We start from the raw sequence: 20616 nt of genomic DNA on the forward strand, positions 1-20616 counted from the left end.
GTTTACGCCGGCCAAAAATGGGTGTTAGTCATATTCATATCGGTATGCTGGACATCGGGGCCCATCACAATCTGCTTACCTTTTTGAATAAATACAGCCACTTCATCAAGGGCCAGCGTTTCTTCTTTATACTGGCCACCGGTGACGGTTTCTTCGCTGCCTAAGCGCACCCATTCACCTTCAGGAAGGTAGTATTTTATTTTTCCGCCAGGCACCACACATGGCACTACGAGCAAGTCGTCGCCACACATAAATTGCTGTTCAAAGCTATGGCATACGGGCTGTTCTGGGAAAGCGAGCGCCATGGCACGCTGCACGGGCAAGCCCGTCTTCGATGCTTTTTCAGCCGTTTGCTTTAAATAAGGAATAAGACGGTAACGCAGCTTTAGCGCGTCAAACACGGCTTGGGATGCTTCATCGCCGTACGACCAGGGTTCGCGAGGGCCGATACCATGAAGGCGCATATGTGCGCTAAATACAGACGCTTGTGCCCAACGAACGTAAAGCTCTGCATCACGGGTATCTTTATAAAAACCACCGATATCAGTGGCAAAGAAAGGCCCACCAGACATACCCCATGATAAACTACCGCGAATACTGGCAGCTAAACCATGCCAATCGGCCTGTGGGTCGCCGCCCCATTGTGATGGATAGCGTTGGCTGCCCGTCCACGCTGAACGGCTAAACAAAAATGGCCCCGTTTTACAGTACTTTTCAGCCGCTTCGTAAACACAGCGGTTGTACAGCATGCTATAAACATTATGCAGGCGGTTGCCCGTGTCACCGCTGTACGACACCATATTGTCGTCTTCTAGCTGCTCGCCAAAGTCAGCCTTGATCATATCTACACCAAGTTCAAATAACGGCTTGTGCGAGGTTTTCCAAAATTCGTAGGCTTCAGGATGAGTAAAGTCTAAAATGCCAGAATCAGGCAAAGGCGTAAGCACTTCACCAAACGGACTTAAATCCCACTCGTAGCGATAAGCTTCGCCTGTGCGCTTATCTTTAATCAGCCAGCCTTTGTCAGCCGCTTTTTGATACAGTGGGTTTTTCACCGAAATCATCGGGTATTCCCATACACATATTTTAAAACCTAAAGATTTCAGTTCATCAATAACCGGTTGCGGGTCGGCGTAGCGTGTTGGGTCCCACTCAAATGCAAAACGAGTGTCTGTATCTTGCCAAGCCCGGCCATCTAATGTAATGACATCGCAGGGCATATTTTTTTCGCGTACTTCTCTTGCCACCGCCAAAAGCTCTTCTGCATCTTTGTAGTAAGCCTTTGACAGTATGACGCCAAGGCTCCAGGTAGGAGGCGTTGGAGCAAACCCTGTTAGCTGGCTATAGGTGTGAATACTTTGTGCTGGGCTGTCTTGGTGATAAATGAACATATCAAGCGCCGCATCTTCAACAAGGCACACATAGGCGCGCTGAGACCAAAGCGCATAGCCAACGCCATGGGTGACAGGGGCGGGAGTATGCACAAAAAGGTTCCACCCTTCGGGGCTCCACGCATACGGTGTATTTTTATACGATTTTTCTGCATTCACGCCTAGCGCGTCATGGTTATATGAGCGTACTAGCTGGCCTCGTTTATCCAGCTTGCCCCACTTTTCACCTAGGCCATATACAGCCTCATCGTAGCCGAGCTCTAAACTTACTAGCCACCCATTATCGGTTTTTGCAAAAGGGGGAAGACGATGTTGGCGAACAAAATGACCATCGGTAGCGCTCTGCTGCACTAAGATGTCATTTTTGTATAATTTAAAATGCAAAGGAGAAGCGTATAATTCTAGGCGGTAGTCGCCCCCTACCAGCGTACTGTGGGCTTTATCGCCTTTAAGCGATAGCACTTCATTCTCACAAGGCGTACAAAGCATGCCGAAAACATCATCATTGCTTTCTCCTGCTTGAATACGCATACCAAAAGCGCTTATAGAAAGCCTAAGCTCGCCATACTGGGTAGGGACAATAAGCGTGGTATCGTTTGCAAGAAACGGCTGCTTGGTAATTTCTGCAGCCTCAATGTCATTCCAATTTGGTTCAATTACACTAAACGCGTTACCCATTTATACATCACCTTTAATGTCTTATATAAGACATAAGTTAATGAAATGTAACTCAGGTGTCAATCGCGAATAGCTAAATTATGAATATTTCGATCATCTATTGCAGCTAGTTAAGACGTGATAGCCCTAATAACCAGAGTAAAACCGCTTAGGGAAAGCATACTTAGCGCAAGTATCCGAACGAATGATGCCGGTACCCGCGCGGCAATAAGCCTGCCAATGCGAGTAAATAGTAAAATAACAGGCACAGCACATAAGGTCGATACAGAGATTTCCTGGGAAGGCAATGTACCTAAAGGCACAATAGCTAGCCTTAGTAAGGCGGTAATACTGAACACCGCCAATAAAGTAAAGCGAATTTCATGGATAGGCCAATTCTGACGATAACATTGAAACACCACCGGCGGACCGAACGTAGAGAATAATCCCCCCAATAAGCCCCCCATCGCTCCTGCGATAGCAAAGCCGGTAGTGCTTCCCGAAGGCTGACTATGTTTGCGTTTTACTAACAAAAGGCCACAGCAACTTAGTATAGCCACCCCAAGTATTAAATTGAGCAGGGTTGTCATACCGGTAGAAAGATACTCCAATAAGGCGTAGCCAATACCCATAAAAGGAATGCCGCTAACAAGTAATAAGGTAAAGGCGCGCTTACTTACGTGTTCGGTATTTTTAAGTACTAGACTTACCGAGTTAAATAGGCTTAAAAAACTCACCACGAAAGTTGTGGCGGTAAGCGGCATAATGTTAAATAGCGTAAAACTCGATACCACCATAAGGCCAAAGCCGAACCCGCTTAGGGTTTGCAAAACTGTGGCCAATGCAAGTAGCGCAAACATGGGGATAAGTGTTTCCAGTAGCATCCAGTGTTATTCCTTAGATGTATGTGATTTATGTCAAAAATGCGCTATAACTCTTGTCTATGATATAAAAACAAAAATTACGCATTAGGTTACGGTTTCATGTCTTCATCACAATTCGACCACAAACTCGGCGGTCCAAGCCTTGCTTTCCAGCCCCTTTACCAACAAGTTGCTGAGTACATTAAACAACTGATTGTTGAACGCCGGTGGTTGCCGGGCGAAATGCTGCCCAGTGAATTTAAGCTGGCCGACGAATTTAACGTAAGCCAAGGCACAGTAAGAAAAGCGCTAACCTTGTTAACAGACACAAAAATCGTTAGTCGTCGCCAAGGAGTAGGTACTTTTGTCTCTGAGCACACAGCACAAGATGCACTATTTCGTTTCTTTCCCCTGCAAGCCGATGGAAAAGGTGCTGACTTACCCAAAGCCGAACTACTCGATAAGGTATTAACAGACCCCAGTGAAGGGGTACAAACGGCGCTGTCTCTTTCCCCGAAAGATAAAGTGGTAAAACTCAATCGCAGGCGTATTCTCGATAATGAGTTTTGCATGCTAGAAACCGTCTACTTACCAGCGAAGTTTTTTAGTGGTATCGAAAAGCGTGAAGATATCCCGCATACCCTGTACCACTTTTACCAAACCGATTATAGCCAAACAGTATTTAAAACCCGTGACAGCATTAAGGCTGTACTTGCTTCAAAAAGCGACGCTAAAAGCTTAAATATCGAAAATGGAACCCCTTTGCTGCTTGTTACCCGCGTCACAGAATCCATTGACGGTACACTCATCGAATACCGTGAAAGCAAGTGCCGCACTGATCACTACCATTATCAGGTAGAATTAGATTAATCAAAATTCATTTGCTCCTTAATCCATGGTAGTAACGGTGCATCCATGGGCTATTAAACGTGCAAAACATACAACACCAATACCTAAGACCGTTTGCACCGCTAGGTAAGATTATATGCAAATCACAAAAGGCAGTAGCTAATGTAATTTTCGAGGCTACGCCTTTGTAATTTTCTATGCCTTCGGCCTTATGCATAATACCCTCCTAGATGTGCTACCCCAGCATACCTAACAATATCTTAAGCCACTGGTTTTAAATTAAAACATCCATTTTTCTTAGGTGTAAGCAACCTAAATACACACGCGCGCCTAGTTTAATCCTGTTCGTCTGACCACAAGTTTGTTAACACTTTGTTGACATCGAGACTCTCGTATAATAACTTATGTCTTATACAAGACTAAAGTGTTTATTTGGAGGTTATACCTAATCCCTCTATTGAAGTAAGACCTTTAGATTAAATTTTCGACTGAACAGGTGAAAAAGCGATGAGAAATATACCCGAGGTGGGATTTGGCTTTTGGAAAGTAGATAAAGCAATTTGCGCCGATACAGCCTATGAAGCCATTAAAGCAGGCTATCGTCACTTAGATTGTGCATCAGACTATGGTAATGAAAAAGAAGTCGGTGTAGGGATTAAGCGGGCTATTGATGACGGGCTTTGTACCCGAGAAGAATTATGGATAACATCAAAGCTCTGGAATACGTTTCACGCCCCTGAACATGTTAGTTTGGCGCTGGAAAAGTCGCTTAGCGATCTTCAGCTTTCATATCTCGATCTTTACCTTATTCACTTTCCTATCGCGCAAAAATTTGTCCCTATTGAAACACGTTACCCACCTGAATGGTTTTACGATCCAGAGGCGGCAGAGCCAACGATAGAGCTTGCTCCGGTACCTCTTTATAAAACGTGGGAAGCCATGGAGGCTTTGGTAGAGAGCGATAAAGTGAAGCAGATAGGCGTATGTAACTACAATACCGGTCTACTTAACGACCTTATGAGCTATGCGCGCATTAAACCTACCATGCTGCAAATAGAGTCTCACCCTTACCTTACACAAGAGAGACTTGTTCGATTAGCGAAAGACTATGGTTTAGCAGTAACCGCGTTTTCCCCCCTTGGCGCGCTATCCTATCTTGAGCTTGAAATGGCAGATAAAACAGAATCTGTATTAGAGCAAAGTGTAGTGAAAGCGGCGGCTGAGGCCCATGGCAAAACGCCGGCGCAAATAGTATTACGCTGGGGAATACAGCGCGGCAACGCCATTATCCCCAAAACCTCGAAAGTTGAGCGTATGAAAGAGAATTTAGCACTATTTGACTTCACGCTGAGCGATAGCGAAATGCAGGCCATTTCTGGTCTTAATATGAACCGTCGATTTAACGATCCTGGGCATTTTTGTGAAGCAGCCTTCAACCGATTCCACCCTATTTACGACTAGGAGCAAGCTATGAAAAACGTCACCGATACTGCAGCGGTAGAATACGCACGCGTGCCTACTCAGCACACTTACAACGACGATGTGTTTCCACAAATAGTTGTAAATAACGACAAGTGTAAAACTGTGGCAGACACCGTTGAATTTGTAAAAGCCAACCAATCGGAGTTAGAAGCCAAACTGGCAAAAGCCGGTGCGTTGTTGTTTAGGGGTTTCCCCATCGACTCTGCAGAAACCTTTGATGTTTTCTCGGCAGGGTTTGGTTATCCAAACTTCACTTATCAAGAGTCGCTATCGAATGCGGTGCGTATCAACTTTACCGAGCGGGTATTTACTGCCAACGAAGCGCCCAAAGATGTAGAGATTTTCTTGCACCACGAAATGGCGCAAACGCCTATTTCGCCCAGTAAGTTATTCTTCTTCTGTCAGCATGCAGCTGACCAAGGCGGAGCAACGCCACTGTGTCGTTCAGATAAACTCTTTGAAGCATTAAAAGCAGAAAATCCAGAATTGGCCAGCGACTTTAAAGAAAAAGGCCTCAAATACACCACTACTATGCCCGCTGCTAATGATGCTAATTCCGGTCAGGGGCGTAGCTGGAAAAGTACCTTGAGCGTAAATTCTGCGCAGGCAGCTGAAGCCAAACTTAAAGAGTTAGGCTATAGCTGGCAATGGATGGATGATGGTAGCTTAAAAGCCATTACTCCAGTATTACCTGCGGTTATTGAATTAGATGACGGTTCAGAAAGCTTCTACAACCAGCTTATTGCGGCGTATATGGGGTGGAAGGGCGTGAGAGAGAATCCATCCTCTGCCATTACTTTTGGCGACGGCAGCGCGATACCTAAAGAAGGGTTAGAGCGGGTGGCTGAGCTTTCGGAAGATTTTACCTTCGACCTAGACTGGCAAGATGGCGACGTTGCTATTGTTGATAACTATCGCGCTATGCATGGCCGTCGTCCTTATTCAGGTGACAGAAAGCGCGTGGTATTAGTTGCATTAGTAGCATCTGAGCGATAACTATCATGAATGACTTAGCAGTAAAGTGTAAGAACATTTGGCCAGGCCTTGGTATTGCGAGTATCACAGGCATGGCCGCGTTGTTCTTAAGTGAGCACTACAACGCCCCTGCTATGTTATTTGCACTTCTGCTGGGTATGGCGGTATCGTTTTTATACCAAAATAATACCCCCTGTGCGTGCGGAATTGACTTTACCGCCAGTACCTTATTGCGGGCAGGCGTGGTATTGCTAGGGCTGCGCATTGCGTTGGGCGATTTGGCCGTTTTAGGATGGCAAACTGCCCTTATGCTCGCAGGCGCAATCTTTACCACCATAACCTTAGGGGTAGGGTTAGCGAAGGCCCTTGGGTTACAGAAACGCTTTGGCGCACTTACTGGCGGCTCTGTGGCTATATGTGGAGCGTCAGCCGCGCTGGCCATTTCAACGATATTGCCTAAAGGTGAAAATCACGAGCGAGATACCCTGCTAACCGTTATTGGCGTAACGGCGATGTCTACTATTGCCATGGTGCTATACCCCATATTAGCGGGGCAACTGGGCATGTCTAACAACGAAGCGGGAATATTCTTAGGTGGCACTATTCACGATGTAGCTCAGGTTGTAGGGGCAGGTTATTCTGTTTCAGAAGACGCGGGCGATATGGCTACGCTTACCAAACTAGTTCGAGTAGCAATGCTAATGCCCGTAGTACTTATTATGATGTTAGTGATAAAGCGTTTTTATGCAGCATCGACAACAGATAACAGTACAGATGTGCCGAAAATGCCAATGTTCCTCATTGGATTTATTGCCTTAATGCTACTAAACAGTTTTGTTGTTCTGCCTGAATTTGTAATTAGTACAGGCACCGAAGTATCGCGCTTTTTTCTGGTGGTATCGATTACCGCCATCGGCATGAAATCAAACCTTGGAAAGCTTGCTGAAGTTGGCATGCTCCCCATTGTCATGATTATTACTGAAACCCTTTGGATTGCTTTACTTATTCTTGGCTATTTATACCTAATCTAGCGATCCGCACCAACATGTGTAATTGCAATCGCCCCCTTTTTCAAATGAGGTACGCAAAGTGAAAAAACGTGGTTTACATGCACTGTATGCAAAAGACCCAGTGCAAGCAGACAAAACCGTTTTCGGTAGAACCAGTAACAGTGTAACGCGCCGAGGCTTTCTGTCTGGGCTAAAGTCGTTGTCGGTGTTGCTTGGCGCTGAGATAGTCTATGGGCAGTTCATGCCAGCGGGACTTATACCTGCAGCGTTCGCGCAATCTGACAGCCCTTTTTCGATAAAAGGTAAAGATGGTCTAACTGTACTTAACGATAGACCCATTAACGCAGAAACCCCTGCCCATTTACTCGACGATGCTGTGACCCCTGCCTCACGTTTTTTTGTACGTAATAACGGTATCATGCCTGAAAACCCCGATGCCAATACGTGGACACTCACTATAGAGGGAGAATCTGCTGCGCAAACTAAAACCTTTACGCTTGATGAACTAAAATCCCAATTTAAGCACTATACCTATCAGCTAACTGTAGAGTGTGGGGGCAATGGTAGGGCCGAGTTTTCGCCGGCAGCCACGGGTAATCAATGGACAACAGGTGCAGTAGGCTGCCCTTCCTGGACAGGCGTTCGCTTGAAGGACGTACTTAAGGCAGTAGGGGTAAAAGATGACGCAGTGTACATTGGTTATTATGGGGACGATCAGCATTTAAGCCGAACGCCGGGTAAAGCCGCTATTTCCCGCGGCGTACCCATTAATAAAGCTATGGAAGATGAATCTTTAATTGCGTGGGCTATGAACGACGCCCCCCTCCCTCTAGTGAACGGTTACCCTTTACGCTTAGTGTTTGGAGGCTGGCCTGCGTCCACCTCAGGCAAATGGCTTAAAAAAATAGTTATCCGCAACCAAGTACACGATGGTGCAAAAATGCTTGGCAAAGCCTACCGTACGCCGTGCAAACCTGTCGCCCCCGGGGCCAAAGTAGCCGATGAAGATATGTGTATTATTGAAGCTATGCCGGTGAAATCGCTTATCACTTTTCCCAAATCTGGCACCACACAAGCTTTATCTACGCCCCTTGAAGTGCGCGGTCACGCATGGTGTGGTAATTCAAGCGTAGAAAAAGTGTATACCTCCATTGATTTTGGACAGACATGGCAGCAAGCATCCCTAACCCGCCCCAAAAACCGCCATGCTTGGCAACACTTTAAAACAAAAATTACTTTCCCTCAGGCAGGCTACTACGAAGTGTGGGCAAAAGCAGAAGATGAAAGCGGGAAGGCACAGCCTATGGTTTTGCCAGGCTGGAACCCTAAAGGCTATTTAAATAATGCCTGTCATCGCATAGCAGTAAGTGTCACTGCCTAACTACACAAAAAGCGGAGCTCTCTCATGCGTACTTGTTATTTGCTGTTTGCCTTAGCATTAGCGCTTTCTATGTCTGAAGCGGCTATGGCTCAAAAAAAACCAGCGTCCCACACCGCTAACCAACCCCAAATAGACCCACAATCAGGATTAGTGATGGCAGAAGGTTACAATATGGTCGCTGCGCATTGCAGTGCATGTCACTCGCCATCGCTCATCACGCAAAATGCGATGAGCCGCGAGCGTTGGTTAGAAACCATTCGCTGGATGCAAAATACACAAAAACTTTGGCCGTTAGGTGACGCAGAACCTTTAATTCTTGATTACCTTGCTACATGGTACGGCCCTAAGACTCAATCTAGACGGCCTCCTCTTGCCCCCCATTTACTACCTAAACCATAACCACGCTTTTGTATCAAGTTAGGCTTTTTTCGTTAGCCCTGGGGTTTTAATCACAGGGTTAAACAACCAACCTGATATGTTTATTTTCACCGATTTTCGTGCAAGAGGGCTTTCTTTCAAATTGCTTGCAAAGCGCTTGCCACGGCTATGCTAGCCTGATTTCACAGAAATGTTATTACTATCGAACTGCTAGCGTAAAGTAGCGTTGCGTGGTAACGTTAAAAAAACGTAAACAGCAAGCTTTGCGGTAACTGATCCCTTTCATTTCACCGCTGAATTAAGGATATTCAATTACCCATGGCAAGGATAATAACGCTATTCGTTGTATTGTTTGTTACATCCACTTTGGCAGACATCCACGTTCCCACCCGCTCTTTTGTTCAATTACCTGACGTTGTAGACGTACAGTTATCCCCCTCCGGCAATAGACTGGCGATGCTAAAACGGGTAGTAAGCAACGGTGAGAGGCTTTTTGTTGTAGAACTTACCGACTTAGAGAGTGGGAAAAAAGGCTATCCTGTAGTAAGAAAAAAGCACGAATTCGATGTGTACAACATGGTGTGGGCTAGTGATGAACATCTGCTGCTACAAGTAGACTTTTTCCAACAGTTAAAAATAGAAAATACCGGGTTTAATCCCAAAATTTCAGAACGTCGCCTTATGATACTAAATATAAATAAAGGCACCCTACGCAACGTTTTAAGCAAAAAAACCATGAACCGGTTTCAATCTCGTGGCTGGCAACCTCAATTTCAAGACACTGTAGTCGACCTACTGCCACATGATCCAGAGCATATATTACATGCGTTAGATTGGAACGCACGCCAAACCCCGCAAGTATTCAAGGTTAATTTAAATACCCTTGCACGCACCACCGAAATGATTGGCAAAGAAAATTGGTCGAACTTTGTCGCTGATCGCCAAGGCAACGTAAGGGCCGGGATATATAAAGAAATAATAAGTGGCGGCTTAGTCGATACTAAGGTGATGTTTGAATTACACGTGAAAGACGAAAAAAGCAATAAGTGGCGCGTACTCGCTCGCTTCGAGCAAAACTCTGATGATAGCGTATGGCCATTAGGCTTTACCAAAGACCCGAATATCTTGTTGGTAAAAAGCCGTTATGAAGGCCGCGATGCCATATACAAAATTGACTTAAAGAACGCTGACCAACGAACACTTTTTTACGCTAACGACACCAATATTAGCGGCACTTTGTTTTATTCTAATAAAACAAATAACCCTGTGGGTTACATAACGAATACAAACGTTATATTTTGGGACGAGGAATACCAAGGGTTTAAACAACGCATTGATGCCGCCCTTCCTAACACCGATAACCGCGTAATATCCTTCGATAAGACTGAAAATAAGTACCTTGTTTTTTCAAAAAATGATGTCGATTCAGGAACCTATTATTTAGGTAATAGAAAGGAAAAGAGCTTACTGCCTATCGCCTATACCCATAGCGGATTAGACCCCGCTAACTTAGCTAAAACTACACAACATACATTTGTTGCACGCGACGGCACAACACGAAACCTATTTGTAACCTTACCCCCTAACTTAACTGATGAACCCGTTCCTAGCATTGTCTATGTAACAGAAGGAATAGGAGATAGCCGAACCGGGGGCTTCGATTTTAAAACCCAATTATGGGCTAATCGGGGTTATGCCGTGGTGCAAATAAACTTTCGTCGCCCGTTAAGTGGCTACTATGGCTTTATGCACGGCGATGTTACCCAGTGGGCGCCTACTTTATATAATGATGTTGCTGATGCATATGAATGGGGCAAAAAAGAAAACATTATAGACCCACAAAATACCTGTGTATTCGGCCAACACTTTGCGGGTTATATTGCGTTAATGGCCCGCGCCCATAACCCAAGTATGTTTCAATGCGCAGCAACCATAGCTCCGGTTACAGACATAAATAACTATCTTTTCGCCAATAAGGGTTTCACTATTTACGAACAACTGATTGCCGGTTGGTCTTCCAATGGCAATATTCAACAGAAGTATTCTCCCATAAGCTACGCAGACCAAGTTGCTACACCAACGTTTATTGCACATGGAGAAGACGACGGTATTGTGCGCGTAACTCAAAGTCAGTTATTAAGTGAAGCGCTCTCTAACCAAGATGTAGCAGTTAAATATGTCGAAATTCCCGATGAAGACTCTTATTTCTCAACTGATGAAAGCCGCCTTAAAGTGTATAGTGAGTTAGAAGCGTTTTTCGCTAGCTCTCTTTCGAATAATGCTTCTGGCTGAACAAGGACCGATAGAAAGCGAGTTGGGAGGCACTGTTTTCAGTGCCTACCACCTTAACGAGCCGTTTTGTCACAGCAAATGGGGTTGATACTCAGGCAAGCATAAAATTGATGTATCGACGCTTAAATAAACGTGGCGTGGTGTAATACAAAAGATGCTAGTTTCTCTGGCGCTGACAAGCGTTCAGGACCCAGCGTGTTACCGTGGCGGGTCAATACTATTATTAATTGAGGTGTTCACCCGAAACCAACCCGCAACAGAATACCGGTCTCTTGCTGACGCTAATACCTCGTGTGGGAATTCTTCACTTAGAAACACCACCAGCGTTCCGTAGAGAGGCACTATTTTTATACCCTCGCGGTCTTGATCATCACGATATAATACCAGTTCCCCCCCATCCGTATTTCCCCACCCTGGGTTTAAATAGGTTACCACTGATAGAATGCGGTTCGCTTCACCACGAAAAGCGTCGTAGTGCCTTTTGTAGTACGCACCCGGCGAATAATGCGCAAAGTGACTCTCAAAAGAAAATAACCCTAAGAAAAGTCGTTGATTTAAATAGCTCTGCAGCTTGGCTACCCACTCGTTCCATCGGTTACCTGCTTCAGATTCCCCGGTTATCCAACAGATCTCATCCGTTCGCACAAAATCTGTTTTGAGAAAATCCGTGCCCCGGCCAATACCCGCATTAGCATATTTTCTTTCATTGATATCTTGTTGATAGGAATATAAAAGGTTCGCTATATCTATAGGCAATCCCCCAGGCCTAATACTGTAACCCTGCGCCTCGAGATCACCCGCAATTCGTTCAAATAGGGTTTCATCAAAGGTATTTCCGCCTTTTGTATCAGGAAAATTTCGTATCGCCGCCAATGCTATATTCTACCTTCTTAAAAATGATTACTTCGTTGTACCGTGCATCACTCCTGTTTAGCGTATTAACAAAGAGGGAGAAGGTGAAGCACGCTCACATACATGCTCCCGCTAACGGCGCAAACAGACAGGCTTCATTTAAAACAATGATTGATAAGCCATCGTTATGACTAGGGTCAGTGAAAATCCCAATAAATCTTAGGGGCAAGATTACTCGGGAAGGGTAAGAAAGAATATAATAATTTAATGTTTATAAAAGCGGAAGATATTCCGCATTTATAATGCTAGTTGGTTTTCTGGTAGGCCATTAAAAAGCTGTCTACCACCAGCTCAGCCCAATGTTCTCTGCGTTGTGGAGAAGGAACGTCTTTTGGGTGGGTTAAATGATAGAGTTGGGGTTCGCTGCGCACCGAAGCTACAAACAAGCGCGCTAACTCCTGCGCGGTTTTTCCTTTTGCGTCTATGTCTTCATGGGCAATGGCTAACTCAATCAACTGCGTGACTAGGTCGATGCACTCTTGTGGCCCTGCGTCATAAAAAATATTCCCCAATTGTGGAAAGCGATCGACCTCGCCAATGACTATGCGAGCCAATGAAGCGCCAGAAGGAGAGAGAACAATATCTAAATAAGTCTTTGCGACCTTAAGCAAAACACTACGAATTTCACCAGTAATGAATTGGATGCTTTTTAGCGTGTTAGAACTTGATGTACATTCGGCTTCAACCACGGCACTGAAAAGGGTTTCTTTATTGGCAAAATGCGCATATACCGTGGACTTAGACACGCCGGCTTCACGTTGGATCATATCGGTTGTGGCACCGGAAAAGCCGTGGGCTAGGAATACTTTTTTCGCCGCATTAAGAACCGTTCTCGCCTTGGCTGACAGTTCAGGTTCCGCTTTTTTCACTTCACTATGAGTGAGAATTATCTTGGCCATCGCTATTCCTTGTACATTCCAAATTGACAATTGCCGAAAGGATCTTTATAGTACCGTACCGTTCGGTACAGTTCAACGGTTATAACGTTTATTAAATTACCTGCTCATAATGCCTGGTGGCGATAGAAGCAGGTTTTTTTATTGCCCAATAACTGTACCGCTCAGTTCGGTACAGTTATTAATAAATCGAGAGCTTATTGTTATGCACATACCCCGTTTTACCCACACCTGTATACGCCAATACATTGCACCGCTGGCTCTGTCTATCGTGGTGGTGGTTTCAGGCGGCTGTGCGCTAATACCTCAGCAGCCTACACCGGTGACAGATCAGGTAAATATTGTATCGCCTATGGCGCAACACAACACAGGTGCGCTTCCTTTTGCAGACCAAAATGTGGCCGAAGATTGGTGGACGCAGTTTAATGATTCAACGCTAAATACGTTGGTCCTTCGTGCCGAAAGAAATAACTTAGACATCAAACTAGCGCTCAATCGTATTGCCCAAGCTAAGGCCCAACTGGGTATTAGCGAGGCACATAAAGCCCCCCAGGTATCCGCTTTTTCTTCTGTTGTAAGAGAAGATATTAGCGACAATGGCAAATTTGCTGCGCTAGGTGCAAAACCTGATGGCAACAGCTATTGGCAGGCAGGATTCGACATTTCCTGGGAGTTGGATTTATGGGGCAGATTAGACTATCTCACCGACGCGGCCAAACAGGGGCTAAATGCGTCTGTCTTCGATGCGGCGGCGGTTCAGGTACTACTGCGGGCCAACGTAGTTTCACACTACTTTGAGCTACGTGGCGCTCAGCAACAATTAGCATTAGCTCAACGGGAATATGAACTAAGCGAACAAGCACTGAATATGGCCGTTAGCCAATACAGAAACGGCGTAACGGGCAAAGCTTCTGTGGCGCAATCTAAAGCCAAAGTGGCCAATGTAGCCGCGAAAATTCCGCACCTTCAGGCTCAAGTAGATCAGCGTATGAACCAATTGGCGTGGCTGTCTGGCGAACCTCCGAAAGCACTAACTGCCATGCTATCAGCGCATACACAACAGCCTAGCCTACCTACTCGAATTCCACTGCAGCTTGATGGCGATCTGGCTCAGCAACGACCAGATATTAAAGTGGCAGCAGCCAAGCTGAGCCAAGCGGTGGCCACGGTTGGCGTAGCTCACGCTGATTTTTACCCTAGTATTAGCCTTAATGGCCGTACTGGCTTCGAAGCGTTTAACACCGACGCCTTAAGCAATTGGGACGGCGCATTTTTCGCTGTAGGCCCCACTGTGTATTTACCTATATTTCAGGGGGGTAAGCTTGAACGTCGGTTAACCCTTACGCAAGAAAAACAAGCTGCTGCCGCCCTTGAATATCGCAAAACGGTGCTAAAAGCGTGGCATGAAGTTGATGATGCTTTGTCAGATTTACAGGCCACATACGCCGAGCATCAAGCGCTTAGCGAAGCCTATAACGCGCTAGCGTTAGTTCTTCGTCATACCGAAACTGGCTATGCGCAAGGTAGCATGAGTCATATGGATGTTATTCAAGCGAATGAACAAATGACCCATGGCGAACAGCTCATGCAACAAAGCCAAACTAAGCTGAATATTGCATTGGTCACGCTTTACAAAGCGCTAGGAGGCGGCTGGCAACAAGCAGATGTGGCTAAGGAAGATGCACTATGAGCGCAGCTAACCCTCAACCAGCCCCGGCAATACCGGCTAAGGTACTCGCCGCGCTTACGGGTATTTTTATTAGCGCAATGATGGCCGGGCTAAATAGCCGTGTGGGCTCATTGGGTCTGTCAGACGTTCAAGGTGCATTAGGGTTCGCCCCTGACGGGGCCTCCTGGATAACCACCAGCTATACTGCAGGGGAAATTCTTATTACCCCCTTCGCCACTTGGTTTGCTATAACACTATCGGTACGCCGATTTCATACTATAGCGATTGCTATTGCGAGCGCTATTGCAATCTATCTTCCTTTTGTACAAAGCCTCGATTTATTAGTGGTTTTGCGCTTCGTGCAAGGTATGGCCAGTGGCGCTCTAGTGCCCTTGTTAATGATGATGGCATTAAAAGCATTGCCTTTACACATTAGGTTACATGGCCTTGCCCTATATGCAATGACGGCAACCTTTTCACCTAATATTGCTATTTGGTTGAGCGGTCAGTGGTTAGATGCCTTGCATGTTTGGCAACTGACTTACTGGCAAATATTACCTATCTGCGCTGTGGCCATTGCTCTGGTTAACTGGGGGGCGCCAAAAGAGCCCGTGAAATACGCTCGGTTTGCCCAAGGCGACTGGCTAGGTATGGCTTTTGGCGTAGTGTCTATGGTGCTACTTACCATTGCTTTAACGCAAGGTGAGCGCCTTGACTGGCTGAATTCTAAACTTATTACTTTGTTCCTAATTAACGGCTCTATTTTGTTCGGGTTGTTTCTTCTTTGCGAGTGGCACCACCCCACCCCCTTTATTGAGCTGCGTTTGCTCGGCCGTCGCAACCTAGGGTTAGGGGCATTAATTTTTACTCTGCTGCTAATGGTAATGATGTCAGCCACTGCGCTGCCCATGACATTTCTTTCTGTAGTTCATGAATACCGGGTTTATCAAGCGGTACCCCTGGCGTTAATTATTGCGTTGCCTCAGCTCGTATTAGGCTCGATTGTGGCGCTTCTGTTATATAAAAAATGGATTGATGCCAGAAAAGTATTTGCCCTCGGCTTAGCGGCGCTTGCAGCAGCCTGTTTTGTCGCTGCTCAGGTAAATATGGAATGGCATAGAACCGAGTTTTATTTTGCGCAAGTGTTACAAGCAATAGGCCAGCCTATGGCGGTTGTTTCCATGTTATTTCTTATGACAAGCGTGGTAGACCCCAAAGAGGGCCCCTATTTTTCAGGCATTATCAATACCCTTAGGGTTATAGGTAGCCTATTGGGCGGGGTGCTGGTTGGCCACTTAATGGTAACAAGAACCCAGTTTCATAGCACTGTACTATCCGGTCACGCCGCTATGACACATGGCAATCCCCCTCAAAATTTGGCAGAACAAATTGCAATGCAGTCAGTAACCTTAAGCGTGGCTGATGTATATAACCTATTTGCTATTACTGCCTGCTTAATGATTCCCATGGCGCTTAGTATGAAGTACATCCCTGCGCCCAATACTAATTCGTAATGATACAAATTTTGTAATAAAGGAAACCACAATGGCTTTATCTCGTTCACTAAAACTTTCCAGCGCCGTGGTGTGTTTAGCACTGGTGATTGGCAGTGTATTTTACTTTAATCGCCCCGCTTCATCTGATCGGGTTCAAACAACTAATGACGCGTATTTTGATGCGGATCTTAGTTATCTCGGTGCCCGCGTGGCAGGCACAGTTTCACGGGTACTTATTAAAGAAAACCAAATCGTTAAAAAAGGTGATCTACTGTTTGAAATTGACGATAACGATTTTCGTCTCGCGGTAACTCAGCGTGAAGCCAATGTGCATCAGGCGCAAGCGAATTTACTACGTGCACAGGCTGCGCTTGCCCAACACGCAACCACTATTGCGCAAAGTAAGGCCGACGTAGAAGCTAACCAAGCCTCTCTGTCTCTTGCAGAACTCGATAAGATACGTTTTAGCAACTTAGCAAAAGATGGCTCGGGCAGTGTTCAGGCACAACAAAAGGCTGACGCTAATGTGCGTATTTCTCAAGCAGCACTTAGCAAAAGTCAGGCACTATTGGCCTTTAACCAAGCGCAAAAACAGGTACTAGAAGCCGATTTAGCACGTGCACAAGCGGCCCTTGAAGTAGCCAAAGCAAACCTTGAAAGTGCGCAACTAAACCTTTCCTACACCCGTATTTACGCGCCTAACGATGGCGTTGTGGGGCAGAAAAAAGTAGAGGTAGGTGAAGTAGTTAATAAAGGAACGGTATTGGCTGCACTCGTGCCTACAAACGCGCTGTATATTACCGCTAATTTTCGTGAAACCCAGCTGGCTAATATTCGCAAAGGGCAAAAAGTTGACATTGATGTAGATGCATTACCGGGCGTGAGCTTACAAGGAACCGTAGAAAGTATAGGGCCTGCCAGTCAAGTGAGCTATTTGGCGATTGCCCCCGTTAATGCTACCGGTAACTTTACCAAAATTGTGCAGCGCCTACCGGTTCGTATAAGCATAGCTGCTCAGGATGGCTTTGATAGTCAGCTACGGGTAGGAATGTCGGTTATTCCTCACATTCAAACCCAATCGGCTGACGTAGTTAGCCATACAAAATAAACCGGTAACATGCGGCATAACCCGTGTTAAACGCGGGTTATGTACTTTTGCGCTTTTAGTACAAAAGCAATAAAGAGTATCGCTAGTAATCCGAACATGCTGCCACCGCCAGAAGATCCGCTACTCGCCATACCGTTTCCACCTACGCTATTGCTGTCTGAGGCGGGTGAAACCGAAATATTTACTGTTTCGCTGTGCGTAGCATCGTTATCTGCTACGCGAAACGTAATGCTTGCTTGTTGCTGCGAAAAAGAAGCAGGAATAGTCACCTCATAGCGGCCCTTCGTGACATCTAGGTTTTCATCTATAGCAAGTGCTGTACTTTGCACCCGCAATGTAAGGCTATCTTTATTAGCATCGTTAAGTTCATACTCAATCGCCACTGATTGCCCCACCTTCGCACTAAGCGCATCATTCGCTATTGTTATGCTAGGCGCGCTATTTACCGGCAATAATTGAACGCCAACTTGTTTACGTAGGGTTTTACCGCTGTCTTTAGCTATAAACGCAAAACTGACAAACTGCTTTATGTGAACCTCAGGCACGGTGAAGGAGAACGCTCCTGCACTGTCGCTAATGGATACTGGCGGCCCCATAAACTGTTGGTAGCTAACATTGCTAGCCCCAGTAGCGTTTAAAAGCGCCCACGATAGAGTTACAGTGTCACCGGCATTCGCTATTCGCTGTGAAGCACTTACATTAAGCGTCAAATTAGACGCCACGGTTTCCTCTGGTAACAAATACTGACTTGATGGGGTGCCGATGGCAGCAAAGTTGAAGGCCCCTTGACGGTAGTCTGGGTTTTGTAAAGGAACCGCGGCATTGGATAAATCTAGATATTCAGAAAGCATCGCATCTAGTGCATCACGCTTGTCAGTGGCTATGTCGGCTAAGTCCGTGATTTCCTCTATATCTTCAGCCACGTGATAGAGTGCGTAACGGTGAGCGTCACCGTCTCCATAATAAAAAGTTTTTATGAGTTTCCAGCCGTCATACAGTACCGTTGCGGATGGCGGTAGCCAATCGGGCACCCGGGGCATGGTGGGGTAATAGGTAATAATAGGGCGGCTATCTATTGTGTTACCCCTTAATACAGGGCGAATATCAATACCATCGATAGCATGATTGGCGGGAACATCGACGCTTAAACCGCCAAGTAGCGTAGCGTAAAAATCCACTGTCTGAATAGGCGTTTCGGACAGTGTATTTGCTTGCGTTAGCCCCGGCCAAATAATAAAGGTAGGCACCCGGCTGCCACCATCGTATTGCGTCGCCTTACCCCCGCGTAGTGGAAAATTACTGGTGGGGTGTATTTCACCAAGTACATCATACATATTGCCGCCGTTATCAGAGGTGAACACGATAATCGTGTCATCCTCAATACCTGCGTCTACCAACCCACTGTACAAAATAGCAATGGCGTCATCAAAATGCTTAACCATAGCGGCATACGTTGCACTGCGCTGGCTATTAAAGGGTGTGCGTTTGTCTATAAAGTGACTAACGTGCTCTGGCTTTGCGTTAAATGGGGCGTGCACTGAAAATGGCCAAAAATTAACGAAAAAAGGCCCTTTTTTGTGGGTGTCCAAAATCCATTGCTTGGCTTCTTTAGCAAGGCGTATATCAATATGTTCTTGCTCGGTGTCGGGCGTTAAATTGGGTGCAAACGACCAAGGTGCTAAATAACCGCCGTAAGGGCCCGACCCACTAAAATGCGGTATATCTATATCGAACCCATGTTCAAGTGCGCTGTAGGGCGAGGCACCTAAATGCCACTTACCAAAGTGCGCGGTGTGATAATTTTGCGCCTTCAATACTTTTGCCAGTGTTGGCAATGCGGTGTTTAGCCGCGTGGCTGTTAAGGGCGAGGTTGAAACCTGATTAGTAGGCGCACTAGCGCGAGAAGAGGCGCTCAGACGAACCGCAGGTGTGTCAATATTGGGGTTTATAATACCGTGGCGAGCGGGTGTTTGCCCGGTAAGAATGGAGGCTCTGGTAGGTGAACATAAGGGGCTATTACTAAAAGCATGGGTAAAGACCATACCTTTTTGCGCTAACGCATCAATATTGGGCGTTTCATAAAATTGATTTTGCTGATAAATAGAGGTGTCGTTCCACCCTAAATCGTCAGCAAGTATGAAAATAACATTGTTCGGCTGATTTGCCTCTACTGGCAAACTAAGGGCAAACAGCCCCAGAAAAATAAAAAGCTGGCGCATGTTCACTCCATTGAAGCTTCTGTTGTCTTTCCTCGATGCCAGCGATTATAGGGTATATTTACGCTATTAGTATTAAAAACCACCCGTTATTTTGAATTATATAGTGACAAGTAAAAACGCGTAGTATTAAGGGTGCGTGTTGGTTTGCGGCAAAAATAGGCGCCTTGATTATTCTTACTGGCGCACACTATTACACGAACATATTGATAAGCGCTTATACAAAAATGGCAATAGATAATAGGGTGCGATGGCCTTTCTCAATTTTACTGACACTATGCATATATTTATCTGGGCGGAAAAAATACACACGGTCGAACAGGTTAAAAATGACCTTATCTGCCGAAAATTGACCTCCACGCTGAGGCTTTTTTAGCACCACATTAAATTTAAAGTAGCGCCCTTTCCCCATAGGATCATTGTGCCTTAGCACCTTATGACCCTCGTGGTATGTCACCACATTGACTGACAAGCGTCTGAACGACAATAGCGCTTTGTTTGTTACCTTTTTCATAAACCCTCATTGTGACCGGTAAGGGGCGCGATTCTACCTATTTACAACCATCAAACAATGCATTCAGAATTATTTTTTACCACTGCCCGAGCTATAGCATTAACGCCTTCACACTATAACACTCATCCAGCAACCCCTGTACGTATTAAGTACAAACCAATAAAAACGACAACGAGGAGCGAAGTTTCGCTCCTTACACCATGTTACGCTTTTTTCCAACTACTCGACAATTACATTAGCATTCTCAACGTGCATCGTTATCCAATCGTTAAAATAGGAAATTCGCGTTAGAACGGCTGTTTCGCCATAGTGGCCGAAGCTAAATTCTTCCACCTCTCCGTCGAACTCCCGCCACGAAGCCATGCCTATTAACACTGGGGTGTTATTTCTTGTGATGATAACGGCACCACCACTATCACCAGAGCCGATAGTGCCTTCAAGCGGCAAGGCCCTGCTTCCTTTATCAAAGCTAAACCTTAGCCATTGTTTAGATGCATCGGTGATCTGATTGCTGTACCTTTTTAACG

General features: G+C 45.7%; 17 protein-coding genes. 10 read left to right on the forward strand and 7 right to left on the reverse strand.

Features of this window, described 5'->3' with window-relative positions; translation table 11 throughout:
- Positions 1-2: 2 nt before the first annotated feature.
- Together GTH32_RS15590 and GTH32_RS15595 are read right to left on the reverse strand one after the other, a co-directional pair.
- Complete coding sequence (locus GTH32_RS15590) at positions 3-2069, reverse strand: glycoside hydrolase family 31 protein (protein ID WP_163087460.1); 2067 nt, start codon at positions 2067-2069, stop codon at positions 3-5.
- 110 nt (positions 2070-2179) lie between these two features.
- A complete protein-coding gene (locus GTH32_RS15595) occupies positions 2180-2932 on the reverse strand; it encodes a TSUP family transporter (RefSeq protein WP_163087462.1) in 753 nt (250 codons plus the stop codon).
- Positions 2933-3031: 99 nt separating this feature from the next.
- Here GTH32_RS15595 and GTH32_RS15600 point away from each other — a divergent pair, with 99 nt between their 5' ends.
- The 7 genes from GTH32_RS15600 to GTH32_RS15630 all read left to right on the forward strand — a co-directional run bounded on the left by GTH32_RS15600 (position 3032) and on the right by GTH32_RS15630 (position 11278).
- Positions 3032-3781, forward strand: a complete 750-nt coding sequence (locus GTH32_RS15600) for a GntR family transcriptional regulator (protein WP_163087464.1) — start codon at positions 3032-3034, stop codon at positions 3779-3781.
- 486 nt (positions 3782-4267) lie between these two features.
- Positions 4268-5221 (forward strand): aldo/keto reductase, encoded by a 954-nt coding sequence (locus GTH32_RS15605; protein WP_163087466.1) that lies wholly within the window; start codon positions 4268-4270, stop codon positions 5219-5221.
- A gap of 9 nt (positions 5222-5230) precedes the next feature.
- Positions 5231-6238: a TauD/TfdA family dioxygenase gene (locus GTH32_RS15610; protein WP_163087468.1), complete on the forward strand. Its 1008-nt coding sequence runs from the start codon at positions 5231-5233 to the stop codon at positions 6236-6238.
- 5 nt (positions 6239-6243) lie between these two features.
- The gene (locus GTH32_RS15615) at positions 6244-7248 is read left to right on the forward strand and encodes a YeiH family protein (RefSeq protein ID WP_163087471.1); all 1005 of its coding nucleotides are present in this window, start codon (positions 6244-6246) and stop codon (positions 7246-7248) included.
- Between the two features lie 100 nt (positions 7249-7348).
- Positions 7349-8608 carry a sulfite oxidase gene (locus tag GTH32_RS15620; RefSeq protein ID WP_425482378.1) on the forward strand — a complete coding sequence of 420 codons (1260 nt, stop codon included), beginning with the start codon at positions 7349-7351 and terminating at the stop codon, positions 8606-8608.
- 84 nt (positions 8609-8692) lie between these two features.
- Positions 8693-9007 carry a hypothetical protein gene (locus tag GTH32_RS15625; RefSeq protein ID WP_163087543.1) on the forward strand — a complete coding sequence of 105 codons (315 nt, stop codon included), beginning with the start codon at positions 8693-8695 and terminating at the stop codon, positions 9005-9007.
- Positions 9008-9304: 297 nt separating this feature from the next.
- Positions 9305-11278, forward strand: a complete 1974-nt coding sequence (locus tag GTH32_RS15630; RefSeq protein WP_163087474.1) for an alpha/beta hydrolase family protein — start codon at positions 9305-9307, stop codon at positions 11276-11278.
- Between the two features lie 198 nt (positions 11279-11476).
- Here GTH32_RS15630 and GTH32_RS15635 read toward each other — a convergent pair whose 3' ends face one another.
- Both GTH32_RS15635 and GTH32_RS15640 read right to left on the reverse strand, forming a co-directional pair.
- Positions 11477-12151: a 2OG-Fe(II) oxygenase gene (locus GTH32_RS15635; RefSeq protein ID WP_163087476.1), complete on the reverse strand. Its 675-nt coding sequence runs from the start codon at positions 12149-12151 to the stop codon at positions 11477-11479.
- A gap of 284 nt (positions 12152-12435) precedes the next feature.
- The gene (locus GTH32_RS15640) at positions 12436-13089 is read right to left on the reverse strand and encodes a TetR/AcrR family transcriptional regulator (RefSeq protein WP_163087478.1); all 654 of its coding nucleotides are present in this window, start codon (positions 13087-13089) and stop codon (positions 12436-12438) included.
- 202 nt (positions 13090-13291) lie between these two features.
- On the opposite strand from GTH32_RS15640, the gene GTH32_RS15645 reads away from it, so the two are divergent.
- Genes GTH32_RS15645 through GTH32_RS15655 form a run of 3 tightly spaced genes read left to right on the forward strand, consistent with a single transcriptional unit; the run spans position 13292 to position 17359 of the window.
- Complete coding sequence (locus GTH32_RS15645) at positions 13292-14776, forward strand: efflux transporter outer membrane subunit (RefSeq protein ID WP_163087480.1); 1485 nt, start codon at positions 13292-13294, stop codon at positions 14774-14776.
- A complete protein-coding gene (locus GTH32_RS15650; RefSeq protein ID WP_163087482.1) occupies positions 14773-16269 on the forward strand; it encodes an MFS transporter in 1497 nt (498 codons plus the stop codon). The genes GTH32_RS15645 and GTH32_RS15650 overlap by 4 nt, the downstream gene beginning before the upstream one ends.
- A gap of 31 nt (positions 16270-16300) precedes the next feature.
- Positions 16301-17359 (forward strand): HlyD family secretion protein, encoded by a 1059-nt coding sequence (locus GTH32_RS15655; RefSeq protein ID WP_163087484.1) that lies wholly within the window; start codon positions 16301-16303, stop codon positions 17357-17359.
- Positions 17360-17385: 26 nt separating this feature from the next.
- On the opposite strand, the gene GTH32_RS15660 is transcribed toward GTH32_RS15655, so the two are convergent.
- The 3 genes from GTH32_RS15660 to GTH32_RS15670 form a co-directional block, all read right to left on the reverse strand.
- Complete coding sequence (locus GTH32_RS15660) at positions 17386-19578, reverse strand: sulfatase (RefSeq protein WP_163087486.1); 2193 nt, start codon at positions 19576-19578, stop codon at positions 17386-17388.
- A 214-nt stretch (positions 19579-19792) separates the two neighbouring features.
- Positions 19793-20089 carry a 2OG-Fe(II) oxygenase gene (locus GTH32_RS15665; RefSeq protein WP_163087488.1) on the reverse strand — a complete coding sequence of 99 codons (297 nt, stop codon included), beginning with the start codon at positions 20087-20089 and terminating at the stop codon, positions 19793-19795.
- Positions 20090-20308: 219 nt separating this feature from the next.
- The gene (locus GTH32_RS15670; RefSeq protein ID WP_163087490.1) at positions 20309-20536 is read right to left on the reverse strand and encodes a trypsin-like serine protease; all 228 of its coding nucleotides are present in this window, start codon (positions 20534-20536) and stop codon (positions 20309-20311) included.
- Between the last annotated feature and the right edge of the window lie 80 nt (positions 20537-20616).

Source organism: Alteromonas profundi, assembly GCF_010500865.1.
Taxonomy (GTDB): Bacteria; Pseudomonadota; Gammaproteobacteria; order Enterobacterales; family Alteromonadaceae; genus Alteromonas; species Alteromonas profundi.